The organism is Streptomyces sp. NPDC026673 (genome assembly GCF_040638135.1).
Lineage (GTDB): Bacteria > Actinomycetota > Actinomycetes > Streptomycetales > Streptomycetaceae > Actinacidiphila.
Map to the genome: position 1 here is coordinate 118,067 of NZ_JBEZXR010000009.1, position 17,278 is coordinate 135,344.

Below are 17,278 nucleotides of genomic sequence, written 5' to 3' on the forward strand. Positions count from 1 at the left end.
TGCCCGGGTCCGGTGTCGTCGGCACGGCGAGAACCCGGATGCCCGGCCGATGGCCGGCCGCCCGTTCGCGGGGAGGCCCGTTCGCGGGGAGGCCCGTTCGCGGGGAGGCCCGTTCGCGGAGAGGCCCGTTCGCGGAGAGGCGTCACCCGGCCCCGTGGCCGGAGTGCGGTCCCGAACGCTGGCGCCCGCCGGACGGGGCGGCCGGCCCGGGCCCGGAGTCGGCGCGGGAGCCGTGCCCTCCACGGCGGTGCTGTCCGCCGAAACGATCGTTCCAACGGCCTCGGCGGTCCCGGGAGTCGTCGTCGCCTGCCTCGTCCCTCTTGATCTTTCCGCCCTTGCCCCCGCGGCCGGCGTTCCAGTCGAGCAGGGCGGAGCAGTGGCGGCGGACCTGGCGCTGGCCGCCTCCCGCCGCCTCGCGCAGCTGCTTGTAGGCGTGCTCGTCCATGTTCTTGCGGTGCCGGCCGGCCGCGGCGTAGGCGCGGCAGAGCTCCTTGAGGTCCACGGCCGCCGTCGAGGCCGGCGGCCCGGCCGGCCCGCCGGGGGTGACGACGACGCCGCGGGGGGTGGCGCCACCGACCGGACGGTCGCGGTCGTGGCCTGGCCGGGACGTGACGGGGGCGGGCGGGCCCGGTGACGCGGAAGCCGTGTCCGACGCGGCCGTCGCCGCGCCCTGGGTCTGGACGGGGGCGGGGTTCGGGACGCTGTCGCCGAGCAGGACCGGCAGCGCCCCGGCGGCCACGCTCACCCCGGCCACCGCGGCGGTCGCGATCAGCGTGCCCGTCAGCGATCCGGAGCGACGGGCCGGCCGCCTCCCCCCGATACGGAAGAGGGTCCCCGGGCCCGCGCCGGACGACCGCTCGCCGGCCCCGGCCCCGCGGACGCCCGCGGCACCGTCGCTCAGCGCCTCGGCGTCGCGCGCGGCGCGGAAGGCGGCGACGGTCGCCTCCTCTCGTGCCGGGTCGACGGGCGCGGGAGTGGCGGCCGCGGCCAGCAGCCCGGCCAGGGCGGCGGCGCGCTCGTCGCGCCAGACCTCCCGCGCGGCGCCGCCACCGTGAGCACCCCGCAGCAGCCGTTCGGCGGTGGCGTCGTCCAGCCAGTCGTGTCCTCGGTTATCGCTCATCTCATGTCCTCAAGCGTTCGAGACGCCGAAAACGTCACACCTGACGACCCGCCGTCGGAATCCAGCAGCTCAGCGAGACGTCGCAGGCCGCGGCTGGTGGCCATGCGCATCGCGCCGGGCCGTTTGCCGACGACCTCGGCCGCCGACCGGGAGTCCAGGCCCATCACGACGCGCAGCAGCACCGCCTCGGCCTGGTCCTGGGGAAGGGCCGCGATGGCCGCGAGCGCGGCCCCCGTGGCGACCGCTGCGACCGCCTCCTCGGCGGTGTCCGAACCCGCCGGCCGGTCGAGCAGTTCCTCGACCCCGGTCGCTGCCTGGGGACGGCGGCCCGCCGCCCGCAGGTGGTCCAGCGCCCGGTTGCGGGCGACCCGCGCCGCCCATCCGCGCACGGCGTCCCCGTCACCGCGGAAGCCGGGCAGGTCGCGGGCTATCTGCAGCCACGCCTCGGACGCCACGTCCTCGGCGTCCCCCACGCCGACCAGCGAGCGTACGTACTGCAGCAATTGCGGCTGCACCGCGCGGTACACGAACCGGAAACCGTCCTCGTCCCCCTCTTGCGCCGCGCGTACCGCGGTCGCCAAATCCACGTTCGAGCCTCCCCCTCGGAATCGCGCACCATACTGCCCCATGCTCTGCGCCCGAAGGGCCCCCGGGGCGGCTACCCGCGGGTCACCAAGGGTCAGGACAGCAGCCGGGCGAGCCGCTTCAGGCCGCGGTGCGCCGCCGTGCGGACCGCCCCCGCCCGCTTCCCCAGCACCCTGGCCGCGGACACCCCGTCGAGCCCGACGACGACGCGCAGCAGCACCGCCTCGGCCTGGTCGGGCGGGAGCGAGGCGATCAAGGTGAGCGCGCGCTCGGTGGCGAGCGCCTCCAGCGCGCGGTCGGCGGTGTCCTCCGTCCCGGGGAGCTCCAGCAGTTCGGCGTCGAGGGGCCGGGCACGCGGCCGTGTGTCCTGGCGCCTCAGATGGTCCAGCGCGCGGTGCCGGGCGATGGTCGCGGCCCAGCCGCGGAAGCCCGGCCCGTCCCCGCGGAACCGGCCCAGATCGCGGGCGATTTCGAGCCATGCCTCGGAGGTGACGTCCTCCGCGTCGTCGCCCACGAGACCCCGTACGTAGCCGAGCAGCAGCGGCTGGACGAGTCGGTAGACGACCGCGAAGGCCTCTTCGTCCCCGTCCTGGGCGCGCGCCACCGCGGCCCCGAGCTCCGTGTCGCGATCGGTCCGCGGACCGAGGCGCCCCCCGTTGCCGGCCACACCGTCCCCTCGAGTCGCCCGCATCCAGTACAGCGTTGATTCGCACTGAATCGTCACACCTGTCGGCCCCGCCTGGCGATGGGTGTGACATTTTCGGCCTCGTTGGCGCTTTAACTAACAGAAGCGGCCGGAGACGCTCCTGTGGGGGGAGGCGGACTTCGGCCGCTTCACCTGAGCCCTTCCGGCCGGGATCCGGCCGGCTCAGCCGGCCTGGTCGGCGAGGGCGGCGAAGTCCTTCCAGGCGAGTGCGGGCGCGCCGGGGTCCCACAGCTTCTGGGCGAGCGCGCGCAGCGGCATCCGGATGCCGGCCGCGACCTCGGCCTCGGTCTGGGCCGCTGCCTGGTCGCACCACACGGCCAGCCGCGCGCCGAGGATGCGGTCGGGGCCCGCCAGCGCCTCGGGCACGACCCGGTCGCGGTAGACCACCGCCGGGGTCCACTCCTCGTAGATGCGTTGCCCGCTCGGATAGGGGAAGTTCGCCGGCGCGCCGAGGACGTAGTAGAGATACCGGGAGTTGAGGTTGAGCAGCTGTCTGCCCTCGCGCAGGAAGTCCTCGGGCAGCCGCCCGCGCAGCTTGTTGCTGGACCAGTAGGCGACCACCCGGTCCGGGTCGGCGGGGACCCTGGCGCTGTCGGAGAAGCCGTCGTTCCATGCCTCGACCCGTTTGCCGAGCGATCGCAGGGTGGCGGCCCGGTCGTTGAGCCAGCCGGTGACGGCGTCCGCCACGCGGGCGTCCGGGCCGTGGCGCTCGCGCGCGTACGCGGCGAGCCGCGGGAAGGACGCCTCCGGGTCGTCCGCCACCAGCGGCCCGTACTCGTCGCCGCCGACATGCCAGTTCGCGCCCGGGAAGAGCGGCGCGTACTCCTCGATCAGGTCGTCGACGAGGCGCGCCGCGCCGGGCCGGGACACGTCGAGCGCGCCGCGCACGGCGGTGCCGTCCGCGGAGCGCACCTGGAGGTCGGGGTGGGCGGCGAGCACGGCGCCCATGTGGCCCGGGCTGTCGATCTCGGGGACGACGGTGATGTGCCGCTGCGCGGCCAGCTCGACGACGGCCCGGATGTCGGACTTGGACAGGTGCCGGGGGGAGACGACCTCGGGGTGGGTGTCGCTCTGGACGCCGAAGCCCTGGTCGTCGCTGAGGTGGAGGTGGAGTTGGTTGTACTTCAGGTCGCCCAGTTCGCGGACCCGGGCCTCCAGCCATTCGCGGGTGAAGTACTTGCGGGCGACATCGATCATCAGTCCGCGCTCCGGGCGGTCGGGGCGGTCCTCGACGGTGCCGGCCGGGACGCCGCCGGTGGCGCGGACCGCCTGGAGGAGGGTGCGCGTGCCGTAGAAGACCCCGGTGTCGGTGCCGGCGCGTACGGTCACCCCGTCCGCCGAACTTGTCAACTCGTACGACTCGGGACCCGCGTTACTCCGTTCGAGTGAAAGTGCGATGTCCCCCTCCCTGGCGGGCCCACTGGCGTAGCTCCGCCGGAGCTCCCCCGCGAGCAGCCGCGCCTCGTCCTCCAGGGGGCCCCCGGCGGGGGCGACCACACGCGAGCCGGGATCCGGTACGAAGGCGGCGCCGCCGGCGGCCGGGGTGAAGGAGCGCACGGCGGGGATCGCGGGGAACTCGGCGGACGCGCCCGCCGCATCCGGTCGCGGGGTGCCGGGAAGGCCGGCCGTCGCGGGCGCGGCGAGTGCCGGACCGGCTCCGAGCACAGCGGTCAGTACGGCCGTCGCCGCGTACGCCGACGCACGTTTCGCCCGCATCTGCCACATGATCCGAAGTTATGCCCGTTGTGCGGATCTCGCCGTGCGGACCGGGACCAGACGTGCACTTTCGTTCCCGTACGAGTGAAATTCGCGCATCCGTCGTACAGGGCCGAACATAGGCCGATACGGTGGACGTCACTGGTCGTCCCACCATGCTTCACGCCGCGCAGTCGCCTCGCGGTTCCCCCCACAGTCGACTCCCCGTTCCCTCCCAGGAGCCCACCGCTGTCCAGCGACACTCCCGCCGTCCCGCCGAGGGCCCCGGCGCACCTCCCGGCGCAGTCCCGCGGCCGGGCGGCCCGTCCGGCTGCCGCGGCACGCCCAGGCCTCCCCCACGGCCTGCGACAGCTCAACGACGCCTCACCCGGGGCGGCCGAGGCCGCCCTGCTGACCTGCTGCGGCAGCCTGCGCTGGGCCCGCAGGGTCGCCGCGCACCGCCCCTACCCCGATCTGGACGCCCTGTTGGCCGCTGCCGACGAGGCCGCCTACGACCTCGCGCCCGCCGACCTGGCGGAGGCCCTCGCCGCCGAGGCGGCGGGCGCCCCGCCCGACGCCGCCCCCACCCGCGGCAGCCTCGCCGCGCACACGGCGCTCCGCGCCGCGCAGGCGGCGTACGAGGCGCGCTTCGGCCATGTCTTCGTGTTGTCCCTCGCCGGGGTGCACCCCGGCGAATCCCTCGACCGGATGCTGGCGTCACTCCGTCAGCGCCTCGGCAACGATCCGGACGAGGAGCGCGTCACCGCCGCGGAGGAACTGCGCCGGATGACCCGGTCCCGCTTGGCGGGACTGGCCGCCGGGGACGTCGTGGGCGGGGCCGGGGTTCCCGGCCGATACACCCACACGTGCGGGATCGATCACACCTGAAGGACCCGGCAGGACGTAGCCGACAAGCCGTCGCTACGATGGCCAGGGCCGGTGGACCGTACCCGGCCGGGCCGACCGACCAACGAAGCCGGCAGGCCCCACATCCGCTCCCGGAGGGTTTTTTCCGTGCCGGCTGGAACGTTGTACCGCGGCCGGGAAGGCATGTGGTCATGGGTGGCTCACCGAGTCACCGGTGTCCTCATCTTCTTCTTCCTGTTCGTCCACGTCCTCGACACCGCGCTGGTGCGGGTGTCCCCCGAGGACTATGACAAGGTCGTCAACACCTACAAGCAGCCCATCGTCAGCCTGCTCGAGTACGGGCTGGTCGCCGCTGTTCTCTTCCACGCTCTGAACGGCCTGCGCGTCATCGCCGTCGACTTCTGGTCCAAGGGCCCGAAGTACCAGAAGCAGATGCTGTGGACGGTCGTCGGAATCTGGGTCGTGCTGATGATCGGGGCCATCTACCCCGTCCTCGGTCACGCCGCACGAGTGCTGTTCGGGAGCTGATCGAAGATGTCCGCAACCGACCACGTGGAGTTCAGCTCCTCCAGCGCCGCCTTCGGCCCCGACAACCCGGCCCCGGTCATCGAGCCGCCGCGCGCCCGGACCAAGCGCACCCCGCGCAGCACCCGGACCAACTTCGAGATGTACGGCTGGCTCTTCATGCGCCTGTCCGGCATCGTCCTGGTGGTCCTGGTCATCGGTCACCTGCTGATCCAGCTCGTCCTCGACGGCGGCGTGACCAAGGTCGGCTTCGCCTTCGTCGCCGGCCGCTGGGCCTCGCCGTTCTGGCAGACCTGGGACCTGATCATGCTGTGGCTGGCGATGCTGCACGGCAGCAACGGCCTGCGCACCGTGATCAACGACTACGCGGAGCGGGACAACACCCGGTTCTGGCTGAAGATGCTGGTCTACACCGCGACCGCGTTCACCATCATCCTCGGCACGCTGGTGATCTTCACCTTCGACCCGAACATCCGCTAGCCAGGGCTGGACAGGGAAGCGACCCCTCATGCAGATCCACAAGTACGACACCGTCATCGTCGGCGCCGGCGGCGCCGGCATGCGCGCCGCCATCGAGGCGACGAAGCGCAGCCGCACCGCCGTGCTGACGAAGCTCTACCCCACCCGCTCCCACACCGGCGCCGCCCAGGGCGGCATGGCCGCGGCCCTCGCGAACGTCGAGGAGGACAACTGGGAGTGGCACACCTTCGACACGATCAAGGGCGGTGACTACCTGGTCGACCAGGACGCCGCCGAGATCCTGGCGAAGGAGGCCATCGACGCGGTCCTCGACCTCGAGAAGATGGGCCTGCCCTTCAACCGCACCCCCGAGGGCCGGATCGACCAGCGCCGCTTCGGCGGCCACTCCCGCAACCACGGCGAGGCCCCGGTCCGCCGTGCCTGCTACGCGGCCGACCGCACGGGCCACATGATCCTCCAGACGCTGTACCAGAACTGCGTCAAGGAGGGTGTGGAGTTCTTCAACGAGTTCTACGTCCTCGACCAGATCATCGTCGAGGAGGACGGCGTCAAGAAGTCCGCCGGCGTGGTCGCCTACGAGCTGGCCACCGGCGAGATCCACGTCTTCCAGGCGAAGGCCGTGGTGTACGCCTCCGGCGGCACCGGCAAGTTCTTCAAGGTCACCTCCAACGCGCACACCCTCACCGGTGACGGCCAGGCCGCCGTCTACCGCCGCGGTCTGCCGCTGGAGGACATGGAGTTCTTCCAGTTCCACCCGACCGGCATCTGGCGCATGGGCATCCTGCTGACGGAGGGCGCCCGCGGTGAGGGCGGCATCCTCCGCAACAAGGACGGCGAGCGCTTCATGGAGAAGTACGCGCCGGTCATGAAGGACCTCGCCTCGCGTGACGTCGTCTCCCGCGCGATCTACACCGAGATCCGCGAGGGCCGCGGCTGCGGTCCCGAGGGCGACCACGTCTACCTCGACCTCACCCACCTGCCGCCGGAGCAGCTGGACGCCAAGCTCCCGGACATCACCGAGTTCGCGCGGACCTACCTCGGCATCGAGCCCTACACGGACCCGATCCCGATCCAGCCCACGGCGCACTACGCCATGGGCGGCATCCCGACCAACGTCCAGGGTGAGGTCCTGTCGGACAACACCACCGTCGTCCCGGGCCTGTACGCGGCCGGCGAGGTCGCCTGCGTCTCCGTGCACGGCGCCAACCGCCTCGGCACCAACTCGCTGCTGGACATCAACGTCTTCGGCCGCCGGGCCGGCATCGCCGCCGCCGAGTACTCCGCCGACCACGACTACGTCGAGCTCCCCGAGAACCCGGAGCAGCTCGTGGTCGACCAGGTCGAGGGGCTGCGCGCCTCCACCGGCAACGAGCGGGTGGCGCAGCTGCGCAAGGAACTGCAGGAGACCATGGACGCCAACGTCATGGTGTTCCGCACCGAGCAGACCATCAAGACCGCCGTCGAGAAGATCGGCGAGCTGCGCGCCCGCTACAAGAACGTGTCGGTCCAGGACAAGGGCCGGCGGTTCAACACCGACCTGCTCGAGGCCATCGAACTCGGCAACCTGCTCGACCTCGCCGAGGTCATGGCGGTCTCCGCCCTGGCCCGCAAGGAGTCCCGCGGCGGCCACTACCGCGAGGACTACCCGAACCGCGACGACGTCAACTTCATGCGGCACACGATGGCGTACCGCGAGGTGGGTGCCGACGGCACCGAGGCGATCCGTCTCGACTACAAGCCGGTCGTGCAGACCCGCTACCAGCCGATGGAGCGTAAGTACTGATGAGCACCGCGACCCTCGACAAGGTCGAGGCCGAGGCCCAGACCTCGCCTTACATCACGGTCACCTTCCGGATCCGGCGGTTCAACCCGGAGGTCTCGGACGAGGCCACCTGGCAGGACTTCCAGCTGGAGATCGACCCCAAGGAGCGGGTCCTCGACGGTCTCCACAAGATCAAGTGGGACATGGACGGCTCGCTGACGTTCCGTCGCTCCTGCGCCCACGGCATCTGCGGCTCCGACGCCATGCGCATCAACGGCCGCAACCGCCTCGCCTGCAAGACCCTGATCAAGGACATCAACCCCGAGAAGCCCATCACCGTCGAGCCCATCAAGGGCCTGACGGTGCTGAAGGACCTGGTCGTCGACATGGACCCGTTCTTCCAGGCCTACCGGGACGTCATGCCCTTCCTGATCACCAAGGGCAACGAGCCGACCCGCGAGCGCCTGCAGTCCCCCGAGGACCGCGCGCGCTTCGACGACACCACCAAGTGCATCCTGTGCGCCGCGTGCACGTCGTCCTGCCCGGTCTTCTGGAACGACGGCCAGTACTTCGGCCCGGCGGCCATCGTCAACGCCCACCGCTTCATCTTCGACTCCCGTGACGAGGCGGGCGAGCAGCGGCTCGAGGTGCTGAACGACAAGGACGGCGTGTGGCGCTGCCGCACCACGTTCAACTGCACCGACGCGTGCCCGCGTGGCATCGAGGTCACCAAGGCCATCCAGGAGGTGAAGCGCGCGCTCATCACGCGTCGCTTCTGATCCCCTCCACCGAGGCTCCCCGAGGGCCCCGCAGCCTGTCAGCCGGCTGCGGGGCCCTCGGGCGTTCACGGGGCCAGTGCGCGGTGGATCTGCTTGCGGGTGACCGTGTGGCCGACGCACTCCGCGAGCCTGAGCAGCTCGTACAAGCCCGCGTCACCGTCCAGGCGGGCCAGGGCGCGTATGCCGGCGCCGGCCACGACGGTCTTGACCGGCGGGCGTTCCACGAGGGCTCCCAGAGTCCGGACGGTTTCCGGGTGCGCAGGCACGAACGGGGACGACAACAGCCAGGCCAGGCCCCGGACGGCGGTGACGTTCCAGGGGTCCTGGGGGCCGTGCGTGGCCAGCGCGAGCCAGGGTGTGGCGGTCCGGCGCACCGTCTCGGCGTCGACGCCGTCGAGGATCGCGGCCGCCGCCCGGTCCCAGCGCGCGCTGGGCGCCGGCTTGGCGGCACGCAGATGCGGGATCAGCTGCCGCCAGGGGTCCCCGAGTTCCGGCAGCTCGGCCAGGATGCGGTCGGACCAGAGTTCACCGGGGTTGAGCGGCGGCTCGGGGAGCCGGTCCAGCAGCAGTCCCGCCCATTCGAGACCCATGTACGCGGATCTGCGGAGCAGACCGACCACCTCACCGGACAGCGGCCGCCCGGCGTCCAGCAGGGCCTCGGCGACGGTGGGCACGTCGTCGCTGATCTGCGTCCAGGAGAAGCGCTTCGCCCAGTGCTCCAGCATCCGGTTCCACTGCTCGCACCAGGAGTCCTCGGCGAAGCCACGGGAGACCGCGGCAAGCGCGAGCCAGACTCTTTCGGGCTTGTCCGGCGCCCTGTGCGGCGCCTTGCAGTGTTCGATGAGGAGAGCGACCAGGGCCATACGCCGCTCCCGAGGCATCGCCCGCAGCCGGGACACGGCTGCGTGGCCCTCGTCCCATCCACCGGTCGGATGCAGGAGTGCCTCGGCGAGCTCGGTGAGATCGCCGTCGGCTGCGAGACGGGTTATCCGGTCGATGCGGCCCTGATCCTCCCAGGGCGAGCAGTCGGGGATCCGGGGCCCGCTCACAGCTGGCTCACGATCGTCGGGTCGGTGATCTCCGTGTCGTGGGCGAGGAGGAACGCCTTGCTGAGGATCACCGTCAGCGTGCGGTCGCCCTCGAAGGGCAGACGGCCCGTGTCCGGGGCGCCGCCGCCCGCGGCCGGGACGATGCAGAGGTAGCGGTCGTCGGGGGTCATCAGGATGTTGCCCGACCCGAAGTGGATCTTGTACGTGTGCTTGACGCCGCGAACGTGGAGGAAGCGGCCCTCGATGCTGCAGCGGTCGGCGATGGCCAGGCGCGGCAGGAGCCGGGCCAGTACCTCACGGCGGGTCTCGGCGCCTTGGGTGAGCTCGCCGAAGCCGTAGGACGCCCAGTACTCCCGGTGGCGGCCGCCGGGGCCCCCGTCCTGCCAGGTGGGGTCGTTGCCGACGCTGGCGACCCCCACGAAGAGGTCCACGTCGCGCAGGACCTCGCTGAGGACGAGCGGTGGGATGTCCTCGAGCGGGAGCGGGTCGACGCGCCGCCCCGCCATGCGGTAGTCACCCGTGCCGGCCTGGGCGCGGTTCTCCGGGGCGTCCAGTGGATAGAAGCGCACCCGGTCGGTGCCGACGTGCAGATAGCTGCCGGAGTGGCTCAGTTCGTCGCCCTCGACGCCCTCGACCAGGAACTCGGCCCGCAGCCCCCAGCGCGGCAGCTCGCGCACGGCGGGCGGGAAGGTGTCGTCGACGCTCAGGCGCAGGCGGTTCCGCCAGCCCCGGACGGCCGCCAGGGAGTGGAACTGGTGCTGCCTCAGGATGTGACCCGCGAAGCGGTTGGAGTAGGTGCCCGTGGCGCGTTCGGCGTCGGTGAGCGGATAGACCTCGCGGTGGGCCTGCTTGAAGGGCTGGGTGATGCCGTGCCGCTCCAGCCATCCCCGCCAGGCGGTGATCTCCGCGGGGTCGCGCCCGACGGGGTGCCACAGCTCGACCGTGCTCTCCCCGGTCGCGGGGACGGGCTCGCCGGTGAGGGTGCGCAGCGCGCCCTCGGCGTGACCGCAGGCGATCCCGTCGACCGTCCACAGCAGGCGCCGGGCGAGGGTGCCCACCACCGGGTGGTCGAGGCAGCGCTCCCGCCAGGCGGTGTACGACCAGACGCGCCGCTGCAGGAACTGCCGGTCCAGGCGCTCGGACTGCGCGGACAGCGTCTTGTCGATGTCCTTGACGGTCGCGCGGAGCCGCGTCAGCTCCTCCGCGTGGTCACGGCGCACGATGGCGGGGGCGCCCTTCAGGGCCTTGCCCGCCGCGTTCCGCCAGGACAGCGTGGCCCGCCCGGCGCGGATCGCCAGCTCCCCGGTGACCCCGCCCAGCCGGTGCGCGACGCCCTCCCCCGGCTCCCCGAGCCCGTACGCCGGCACGGCGAGCTCCTCGACGTCGTCCCGGCCGAGCCCCCGTGCCTTCGCCCGCTCCTCCAGCGCGGCCTCGATCTGCTTGAGCGTCGACCTGTATGTCACGCGGGTGCTGAGCCGGGCGAGTTCGCCGAGCGACGCATCGTCCTCGCCCCGGGCCAGCGCGAGCACGGCGGCGTTCGCGATCTTGGGCCCGCGCGGGCCGGTGCCGGGCACCGTGCGGAGCGACGTCTCGACGAGCGCGCCCAGGACGCGTGCGGTGCCGGGGTGCGGCGGCAGCAGGGGCAGCAGCCAGACCAGGCCGCGCAACGCGGTGGCGTTGTACGGGTCGTAGCCGCCGTTGTGGACGGCGTCCCGGTCCTCGTACGGCAGGGTCCGGGGACGCCCGACGAGACCGAGCCACGCCACGGCCGCGCTCCGCACCTCCTCGGACCCGATCCCGTCGATCAGCGCCCGCGCCGCCCGGTCCCACTTGGCGGCCGGGCGGGCCGCGGTCGCCGTGAGCGCGTGCCGCAGCAGGCCCTCCCAGGCGGTTCCCGCCTCCGCCGCGTGCGCCAAGGCGGCATCGGCCCAGGCCTCGCCGGGATTGAGCACGGGGTGGGTGAGCACGGCGCCGAGCGCCTCGATCGGCCGGCCGTGCCAGTAGCCGACGAGCGCGGTGCGCCGGATGGCGGCGACGACCGCGCCCGGCACCTCTCGGGCGGCCGCCCGCTCGGACTCCACCAGCGCCACCAGGGGTTCCGGCCAGTGGACCACGTACTGGCGGCCGTAGTGCGCCAGCTCCGCGCGCCGCGCCTCGATCTCGGCGGCCTTCCCTAGCTCCTTCGTGATCAGTCCGGGCAGCGGATCCTCCGGCCGGCCATGCGTCAGGACGGCGGCCAGTCGGCTCCGTTCCGCGACCGGCATCGCGCGCAGCAGGTCCACCACGGCCTGCGCCTCGGCGTCGTCCCAGCGGTGGCCGTTCGCCGCGCCGATCGACCCGACGTGAGCCGCGAGGGCCCACGTATCCCCCCGCCAGATCAGTTCCCGCGCCCGTGCCATCGCGCTCGGGTAGTGCACCGCCAGCCCCGTCATCGTCCACACGTCCCTTCCGCGGCAGCGAGATCCCCCGCCTCGCACCGCGCCCCCACCGTCGTCTCCCCGACGACCGTCACAGTCCCCATGCCCGCAGAGCGTAGAACCGCGCTCTGACAACGCCCCTTCTGCCCCTGTGCATGGCCTGATTCAGCCTATGGTGCGTTTATTGATGATCTGTCATGCTCCGAGCAGGATGCGGGGAGCTCCTGTGGGGGGGACATGGCAAAGCTAGGGCGGCCTCAACCGCTCGGACTCGGACATGCGGCCCAGGAAGCCCATTCGATCGCCGCCCCGATGCTGACGGCTGCCGCACTGGCCTTGGCAGGCGTAGTGGCGGGAGCAGGCCCGAAAACCTTCGTCTGGTCTGGGCCCACGCTCCTCGTCCTGGTCGCAGCGTCGCTGTTCTTGGTGGCCAGCATTCAACTGCATTACCATGCACGCCATTTCTACTATTCCGTACAGGACATCGATTTCTGGTACGGGCTTGACGTCCGACACGGATCCGAAGTATTCAAAGAATTGTGTCACCGCCAGCGACAAGACTTCGAAATATGGGAGCGCTACATACGGCGAGCCGCGATGTGCTTCAATACGGGGGCCATGCTGCTGGGAGTAGGCGTATCTCTGGCACTTGCCCCAACACCGGGCGACAAGCAGGAGCCCTGGCGCTGGACCGCCCTCTCCATGGTGCTCATCTGCACTGTGGTGGACATGGCATGGATTGCATATCTGTACAGCAAAAGGTCTCTATACGCGAATCGCGATGCCGCCCTGAATGGACTCAATTCCGTCCCCGATGAGCCTAGCGAGGGATAGAACAATGGACATGCACGCCATGACTCTTCCAGGGTTCGTCGGCTCCAGTCGGCGACACCGAACCAAGGAATGTTCCGGTGACGGATGTTTCGGGCCGATCCCCACCCGGGCGGCGGCCGGGGACACCGAGGCGGCATGGGCCGAAGCACTCCGCCAGGGGAAGACCGCAATCTCGGCGTATATCGAAAACTACAAGGTCAGCCACACACAGGGCTGCCGATATGAGGACCTTCCGCCTTCGATCCATCACGCAGCAGGGGTCGGAGGCCGCAGGCCGGAGCCCCATCTCGAACGGGCCCTTGCCGAGCTGAACGAGGCCCGCCGCAAGGACTAGCCACCCGTCCGGCAACCCGAGCCACGCCCGCCACTACGATGACGCGCGTGGCTCGGACGGACAGGGAACGGGGGCATCGCCCTTCCCCGTGGCTGGGTCTGTGCGCGCTCGCACTCGGAAGCTTCGCCGCAGGCGACACCATGCACCGGGTGCGCGCGGCGGCGGAATGGGCTGTCACGTGGTGGCCCTGGCTGCTGCTGGTGCTGGCGCTGCTCAACCTCGTGCGGTCCTTCGTCGCCGTCAACTCCCTCATCGCGCCCGGCATCCTGGCCGCGATCGCCCTCGCGGGGCTCGCCTCGGGGCACGCGGTCAGCGGCCGTGTCCTGGTGAACATCGTGCTGCCGGTGTCGCTCGTCCTGGTGGGCGTCGTCATGCTGCGCCCCTTCGGCGGCGCGGAGGACGCGAGGTGGACCCGGTTCCTGGCCACCGGGCGCGTGGACGGGCCGGGAGCGATCGGCGACCGCACGCGGCATCCGCGCCTGGAACTGCGTGCCGTCGCCGGTGAGATCCGCGCCGACCTCACCGGCTCGGCACTCGACGGCGACGTGACCGTCCACATCACCGCGATAGCCGGCCACGTGCATCTGACCGTGCCCCGGAACTGGCCGGTCACGGTGCGCACGACGGGCATGGTGTTCACGCGCGTCACCGACTCGGGACCACGGGACGCCATCGACGGGGATTCCGGTGGTGTGGGGCTGCATCTCCTCGGGCTGGGCGGCGCCGTCAGCCTCGTCCGGGTGTAGGCGTCATCTCAGGCCGTCCGATATCCGCCGGAACAGACCCCACTCGTCCTCGGCGTCGGGGAGTTTGTGACCCAGCGCCTTGGCCAGGTCGAAGCGGTGCAGGTCGTAGACGACGTACATGAGCCCCGTATATGCCTGGGCCGCCGTCACCGCCCCCTTGTACGCCAGGGCCGCGGCCACGGCGAACACCGCGAGAAGCCACCACCGACCCGGTTCGTCGTACAGCGCCACCACCCCGAGCAGGAAACAGCCCAGGAAGGCGTGGCAGAGGTTCACCGCGGTGTCCAGCGAGTCCCGGGCCGAGCTCAGCGCGGCGGCCAGGCGGCCGGAGACCTGCGGGAGGATGCGCGGCCAGGATGCCAGCGTCGCCAGTCCGTAGCGCTCCCCGGCCCTCAATTCACCGGCGCGCAGGGCGTTTCCCAGGGCGGTGGGCAGCAACACGTTCCCGGGGGGAAGGGCGGACAGACGCCGAACGGCCAGATGGCGATCGCGTTCGAGCCTGCTGACGGCGTCCTGCTCACGTATCTGCTCCCGGAGGCTCTTGCCGGACGGATCGGCGGCGTCCTTTGCCTCACGCGTGGTCGCGTCGAACAGCACCGCCCACCTGCGCCGCTGATGCTCCGCCAGCACTTCCGCCAGCCGCGACGTCGGCCCCCACCGGTCCCAGTAACCCTCCAGCACCCGGACGGCCCGCACCTGGAAGGGGTGAAGCAGCAGGCCCAGCAGGGCGGCGCAGGCGGAGATCGCGAGCAGCGTGGCCACCGCCGAGACGAGGCTGCCGGGGAGGGCGTCGTGCCACCGGGCGCGGCCCGAGAAGGCACCCGCCCGGCCCAACGCCCAGGCGTACGCCACGAACAGGGCGCTCGGTGCGAAGTGCACGGCCAGCATCCGGCGCAACGGGTTCCCGCCCTTCCCCCATTCGCATCAAGGCACCCAGTATGCGCTGGGCCGACCGGGGGTCCGCAGCCGTGCCCATGGTTCGGTCGTGGGGGGTCGCAGCTTGTACCTTCCCCCCATGGCCGCGACACCCCCCACACCGCCGCGACGTGCCGTCCTCGGGCTCGGCGTGGCCGCCGCGCTGCTGCCCGCCGGGAAGGCCGCGGCGGCCGGCAGATCCGTGGTCGGCGGCGAGCGGCTCGGGCGGCGCGGGGTGCAGGTGGCGGCCGGGGCGCCGCGGCTGCCGGAGACCAACTCGCGGTCGTGGATCGTGGCGGACGCCGACACCGGCGAGGTGCTGGCGTCGTACAACGCGCACTGGCCGCTGCCTCCGGCGAGCACGCTGAAGATGCTGTTCGCGGACACGTTGCTGCCGCGCTTCGACCGGCGGACGCGGCACGAGGTGACGCACGCGGACCTGGCCGCCATAGGAGCCGGGAGCAGCCTCGTCGGCATCGAGGCGGGGATCACCTACACCGTCGAGGAGTTGTGGCTGGGGGTGTTCCTTCGGTCGGGGAACGACGCGGTGCACGTGCTGTGCTCGATGAACGGCGGCGTGGAGAAGACGGTCCGGGAGATGCGCGAGCGGGCGCGGGAGTTGCAGGCGAACGACACGTACGTGGTGAGCCCGGACGGCTACGACACCCCCGGCCAGCTGTCCTCGGCGTACGACCTGACGCTCATCGCGCGGGCCGGGCTGCGGAACCCGGATTTCAGGCACTACTGCCGGACGCAGGTCGCACACTTCCCCGGGGAAGAGGGCGCGACCTTCGAGATCCAGAACACCAACCGGCTGCTCGGCGACTACGCCGGCATGATCGGGGTGAAGAACGGCTACACCAGCCACGCCGGGAACACCTTCACCGGCGCGGCGGAGCGCGACGGGCGCACGTTGCTGGTGACCGTGATGCACCCGGAGCCGGGGTACGACGAGGTCTACCGGGAGGCGGCGGATCTGCTGGACTGGGGGTTCGACGCGCTGGGCCGCGTGGAGCCGGTCGGCCGACTGGTGCCGACGCTGAGCCAGGAGCGCGCGCTGGCCGGGGGCCCGCCCGGCGACGACCCAGGACCGCGGCCCGCGCAGGCGGGCGGCTCGAAGGCGTCCTCCTGGATCGGCCCGGCCGCGGAGACCGTCCTGGTTGCGGCGGTCGCCGGGTTCATCCTGGCGATCCGGCGTCGTCCGCTGCCCCAGCGGGCGGCGGCCCGGGACGACGTCCGGAGGCGCGTACGCGACGGCTCGGGCCGCGCCCGCTAGGCGACGACCACCGGCACCGGCACGATGCGGGCCCCCGGCCAGTACGATGTCGCGCCGGACTGCCTCACCCCGGAGGAGAAATGCCGGTATTCACCGCTCTCATGGCAGCCTGCATATTCATGCTCGGATTGATCCTCATCCGGTTGACGGCAATGGAGGCACTCAAGCGGAGGGCCATGTCGCGGAACGGGGTCACCACGGAGGGCGAATGCGTGGACCGCACGTGGAGTCAACCGGGAAAGCCCGACTACGTCCTGACCTGCACGACACGTGAGGGAAGGACCTTTCGCGCCACCTTTGCGAGCGCGGCACTCCCGCCCGGCTTCACCGGCGAGTCGACCGCGACCATCATCTACGACCCGGCGGACCCCGCCACGGCGATGCCGGCCTTCGCCCTGCGGAGACGGCTCTGGAAGAGTCCGGGCGGCGTGTACGCCGTTCTGGGCGGCACGGCCCTCTGCTGCATCGCCGCATGGATGGTCATGGAAAGCCTGTGACCCGGACATGCGGCGCTCCGACCGCTGTCGTACGTACTGCTGACGCGTCCGTCGGCCGCCGCGGGCGAACCCGTCCGGGGCGCCGCTCCCGGCCCGAGGGCCGGGCCGTCAGTTGCGGGCGACCCAGACCTGGTTGAGCTGCTCCTGGTAGTAGAACGACGTCAGCCCGAACGCGGGCACCAGCATCAGTCCCTTCAGCCCCGAGACCGTGTCCTGGAGGCCCGCGAGGCGCTGGGCGCGGGCGATGCGGCAGCCGGTGTTGTAGAGCGAGACGACGGCCGGCACGAGCAGCAGCGCGCCCAGGCTGACGGCGAGGACGGCGAGTGCGGGGCACACCTTGATGCAGGGGTCGAACTCGCGCAGTTCCCTGTTGGCCCGGTAGTACCAGACGAGCCAGTACACGCCGAGGGTGGCGGGCCCGAGGAGCCAGACCGTCTCGGGGCGGCGCATGTCGCCGGAAGGGGTGGCGAGTCCGGCGCGCGCCGATACGGGGAAGCCCGGGAAGGGTCCCCGCGGGTACGGGAGGGTCCGGTAGCGGTCCTCGTTGAACATGCTGCCCCCAGGTCGAGCCTTCGGCAGTGACGGAGCGGATGCGTGCCGAAGAGAAGGTAAAGCTACTTGGCGGTTCGGCAGCGTGTCAGCGGGGAACGCTCACAAATTTCGCACAGGATGTCGGTTCTTCCCCGATCCT

17 protein-coding genes are annotated in these 17,278 nt (G+C 71.7%); 9 read left to right on the top strand and 8 right to left on the bottom strand.

What is annotated here, in order from left to right; genetic code table 11:
- Nucleotides 1-142: 142 nt before the first annotated feature.
- The 4 genes from AB0F62_RS10215 to AB0F62_RS10230 form a co-directional block, all read right to left on the bottom strand.
- Nucleotides 143-1,120, bottom strand: coding sequence for a hypothetical protein (locus AB0F62_RS10215; protein ID WP_361794815.1), 978 nt, complete (start codon nt 1,118-1,120; stop codon nt 143-145).
- Complete coding sequence (locus tag AB0F62_RS10220) at nt 1,117-1,707, bottom strand: RNA polymerase sigma factor (protein WP_361794818.1); 591 nt, start codon at nt 1,705-1,707, stop codon at nt 1,117-1,119. The genes AB0F62_RS10215 and AB0F62_RS10220 overlap by 4 nt, the downstream gene beginning before the upstream one ends.
- 92 nt (nt 1,708-1,799) lie before the next feature.
- Nucleotides 1,800-2,372: an RNA polymerase sigma factor gene (locus AB0F62_RS10225; protein ID WP_361794821.1), complete on the bottom strand. Its 573-nt coding sequence runs from the start codon at nt 2,370-2,372 to the stop codon at nt 1,800-1,802.
- Nucleotides 2,373-2,573: 201 nt separating this feature from the next.
- Nucleotides 2,574-4,127: a family 20 glycosylhydrolase gene (locus AB0F62_RS10230; RefSeq protein WP_361794824.1), complete on the bottom strand. Its 1,554-nt coding sequence runs from the start codon at nt 4,125-4,127 to the stop codon at nt 2,574-2,576.
- 342 nt (nt 4,128-4,469) lie between these two features.
- Between AB0F62_RS10230 and AB0F62_RS10235 the strand changes: the two genes are divergently transcribed.
- From AB0F62_RS10235 to AB0F62_RS10255, 5 genes are all read left to right on the top strand, one after another.
- Complete coding sequence (locus AB0F62_RS10235; protein WP_361794987.1) at nt 4,470-4,994, top strand: 2-oxo-4-hydroxy-4-carboxy-5-ureidoimidazoline decarboxylase; 525 nt, start codon at nt 4,470-4,472, stop codon at nt 4,992-4,994.
- A gap of 126 nt (nt 4,995-5,120) precedes the next feature.
- On the top strand, nt 5,121-5,501 hold the full coding sequence (sdhC, locus tag AB0F62_RS10240) for a succinate dehydrogenase, cytochrome b556 subunit (RefSeq protein WP_078620037.1): 381 nt from the start codon (nt 5,121-5,123) through the stop codon (nt 5,499-5,501).
- 6 nt (nt 5,502-5,507) lie between these two features.
- The gene (locus tag AB0F62_RS10245) at nt 5,508-5,978 is read left to right on the top strand and encodes a succinate dehydrogenase hydrophobic membrane anchor subunit (RefSeq protein WP_361794827.1); all 471 of its coding nucleotides are present in this window, start codon (nt 5,508-5,510) and stop codon (nt 5,976-5,978) included.
- A gap of 28 nt (nt 5,979-6,006) precedes the next feature.
- Nucleotides 6,007-7,761, top strand: coding sequence for a succinate dehydrogenase flavoprotein subunit (gene sdhA / locus AB0F62_RS10250; protein ID WP_361794830.1), 1,755 nt, complete (start codon nt 6,007-6,009; stop codon nt 7,759-7,761).
- Nucleotides 7,761-8,519 carry a succinate dehydrogenase iron-sulfur subunit gene (locus AB0F62_RS10255; RefSeq protein ID WP_361794833.1) on the top strand — a complete coding sequence of 253 codons (759 nt, stop codon included), beginning with the start codon at nt 7,761-7,763 and terminating at the stop codon, nt 8,517-8,519. Before sdhA ends, AB0F62_RS10255 begins: the two co-directional genes overlap by 1 nt.
- Nucleotides 8,520-8,584: 65 nt before the next feature.
- Here the strand turns inward: AB0F62_RS10255 and AB0F62_RS10260 are convergent, their stop codons facing one another.
- Together AB0F62_RS10260 and AB0F62_RS10265 are read right to left on the bottom strand one after the other, a co-directional pair.
- Entirely contained in the window at nt 8,585-9,568 is a 984-nt protein-coding gene (locus AB0F62_RS10260; RefSeq protein WP_361794836.1) for a hypothetical protein, read from the bottom strand.
- Nucleotides 9,565-12,000 (bottom strand): DUF4132 domain-containing protein, encoded by a 2,436-nt coding sequence (locus AB0F62_RS10265; RefSeq protein WP_361794839.1) that lies wholly within the window; start codon nt 11,998-12,000, stop codon nt 9,565-9,567. The genes AB0F62_RS10260 and AB0F62_RS10265 overlap by 4 nt, the downstream gene beginning before the upstream one ends.
- 222 nt (nt 12,001-12,222) lie before the next feature.
- On the opposite strand from AB0F62_RS10265, the gene AB0F62_RS10270 reads away from it, so the two are divergent.
- Together AB0F62_RS10270 and AB0F62_RS10275 are read left to right on the top strand one after the other, a co-directional pair.
- Nucleotides 12,223-12,819: a hypothetical protein gene (locus AB0F62_RS10270; RefSeq protein WP_361794842.1), complete on the top strand. Its 597-nt coding sequence runs from the start codon at nt 12,223-12,225 to the stop codon at nt 12,817-12,819.
- Nucleotides 12,820-13,200: 381 nt separating this feature from the next.
- The gene (locus AB0F62_RS10275) at nt 13,201-13,899 is read left to right on the top strand and encodes a hypothetical protein (protein ID WP_361794845.1); all 699 of its coding nucleotides are present in this window, start codon (nt 13,201-13,203) and stop codon (nt 13,897-13,899) included.
- Between the two features lie 3 nt (nt 13,900-13,902).
- Here the strand turns inward: AB0F62_RS10275 and AB0F62_RS10280 are convergent, their stop codons facing one another.
- The gene (locus AB0F62_RS10280; RefSeq protein ID WP_361794848.1) at nt 13,903-14,787 is read right to left on the bottom strand and encodes a hypothetical protein; all 885 of its coding nucleotides are present in this window, start codon (nt 14,785-14,787) and stop codon (nt 13,903-13,905) included.
- Nucleotides 14,788-14,914: 127 nt separating this feature from the next.
- On the opposite strand from AB0F62_RS10280, the gene AB0F62_RS10285 reads away from it, so the two are divergent.
- Nucleotides 14,915-16,090 (top strand): D-alanyl-D-alanine carboxypeptidase, encoded by a 1,176-nt coding sequence (locus AB0F62_RS10285; protein WP_361794851.1) that lies wholly within the window; start codon nt 14,915-14,917, stop codon nt 16,088-16,090.
- 80 nt (nt 16,091-16,170) lie between these two features.
- The gene (locus tag AB0F62_RS10290) at nt 16,171-16,587 is read left to right on the top strand and encodes a DUF3592 domain-containing protein (protein WP_361794854.1); all 417 of its coding nucleotides are present in this window, start codon (nt 16,171-16,173) and stop codon (nt 16,585-16,587) included.
- 108 nt (nt 16,588-16,695) lie between these two features.
- Here AB0F62_RS10290 and AB0F62_RS10295 read toward each other — a convergent pair whose 3' ends face one another.
- Nucleotides 16,696-17,139 carry a DUF4234 domain-containing protein gene (locus tag AB0F62_RS10295; RefSeq protein WP_361794857.1) on the bottom strand — a complete coding sequence of 148 codons (444 nt, stop codon included), beginning with the start codon at nt 17,137-17,139 and terminating at the stop codon, nt 16,696-16,698.
- Nucleotides 17,140-17,278 lie beyond the last annotated feature (139 nt).

What these genes read in the sequence shown, in the direction of transcription:
- AB0F62_RS10215 (WP_361794815.1), bottom strand. Translation starts at nt 1,120, where the DNA reads ATGAGCGATAACCGAGGACACGACTGGCTGGACGACGCCACCGCCGAA.
- AB0F62_RS10230 (WP_361794824.1), bottom strand. Translation starts at nt 4,127, where the DNA reads ATGCGGGCGAAACGTGCGTCGGCGTACGCGGCGACGGCCGTACTGACC.
- AB0F62_RS10245 (WP_361794827.1), top strand. Translation starts at nt 5,508, where the DNA reads ATGTCCGCAACCGACCACGTGGAGTTCAGCTCCTCCAGCGCCGCCTTC.
- sdhA (WP_361794830.1), top strand. Translation starts at nt 6,007, where the DNA reads ATGCAGATCCACAAGTACGACACCGTCATCGTCGGCGCCGGCGGCGCC.
- AB0F62_RS10255 (WP_361794833.1), top strand. Translation starts at nt 7,761, where the DNA reads ATGAGCACCGCGACCCTCGACAAGGTCGAGGCCGAGGCCCAGACCTCG.
- AB0F62_RS10265 (WP_361794839.1), bottom strand. Translation starts at nt 12,000, where the DNA reads ATGACGGGGCTGGCGGTGCACTACCCGAGCGCGATGGCACGGGCGCGG.
- AB0F62_RS10270 (WP_361794842.1), top strand. Translation starts at nt 12,223, where the DNA reads ATGGCAAAGCTAGGGCGGCCTCAACCGCTCGGACTCGGACATGCGGCC.
- AB0F62_RS10280 (WP_361794848.1), bottom strand. Translation starts at nt 14,787, where the DNA reads ATGCTGGCCGTGCACTTCGCACCGAGCGCCCTGTTCGTGGCGTACGCC.
- AB0F62_RS10285 (WP_361794851.1), top strand. Translation starts at nt 14,915, where the DNA reads ATGGCCGCGACACCCCCCACACCGCCGCGACGTGCCGTCCTCGGGCTC.
- AB0F62_RS10290 (WP_361794854.1), top strand. Translation starts at nt 16,171, where the DNA reads ATGCCGGTATTCACCGCTCTCATGGCAGCCTGCATATTCATGCTCGGA.
- AB0F62_RS10295 (WP_361794857.1), bottom strand. Translation starts at nt 17,139, where the DNA reads ATGTTCAACGAGGACCGCTACCGGACCCTCCCGTACCCGCGGGGACCC.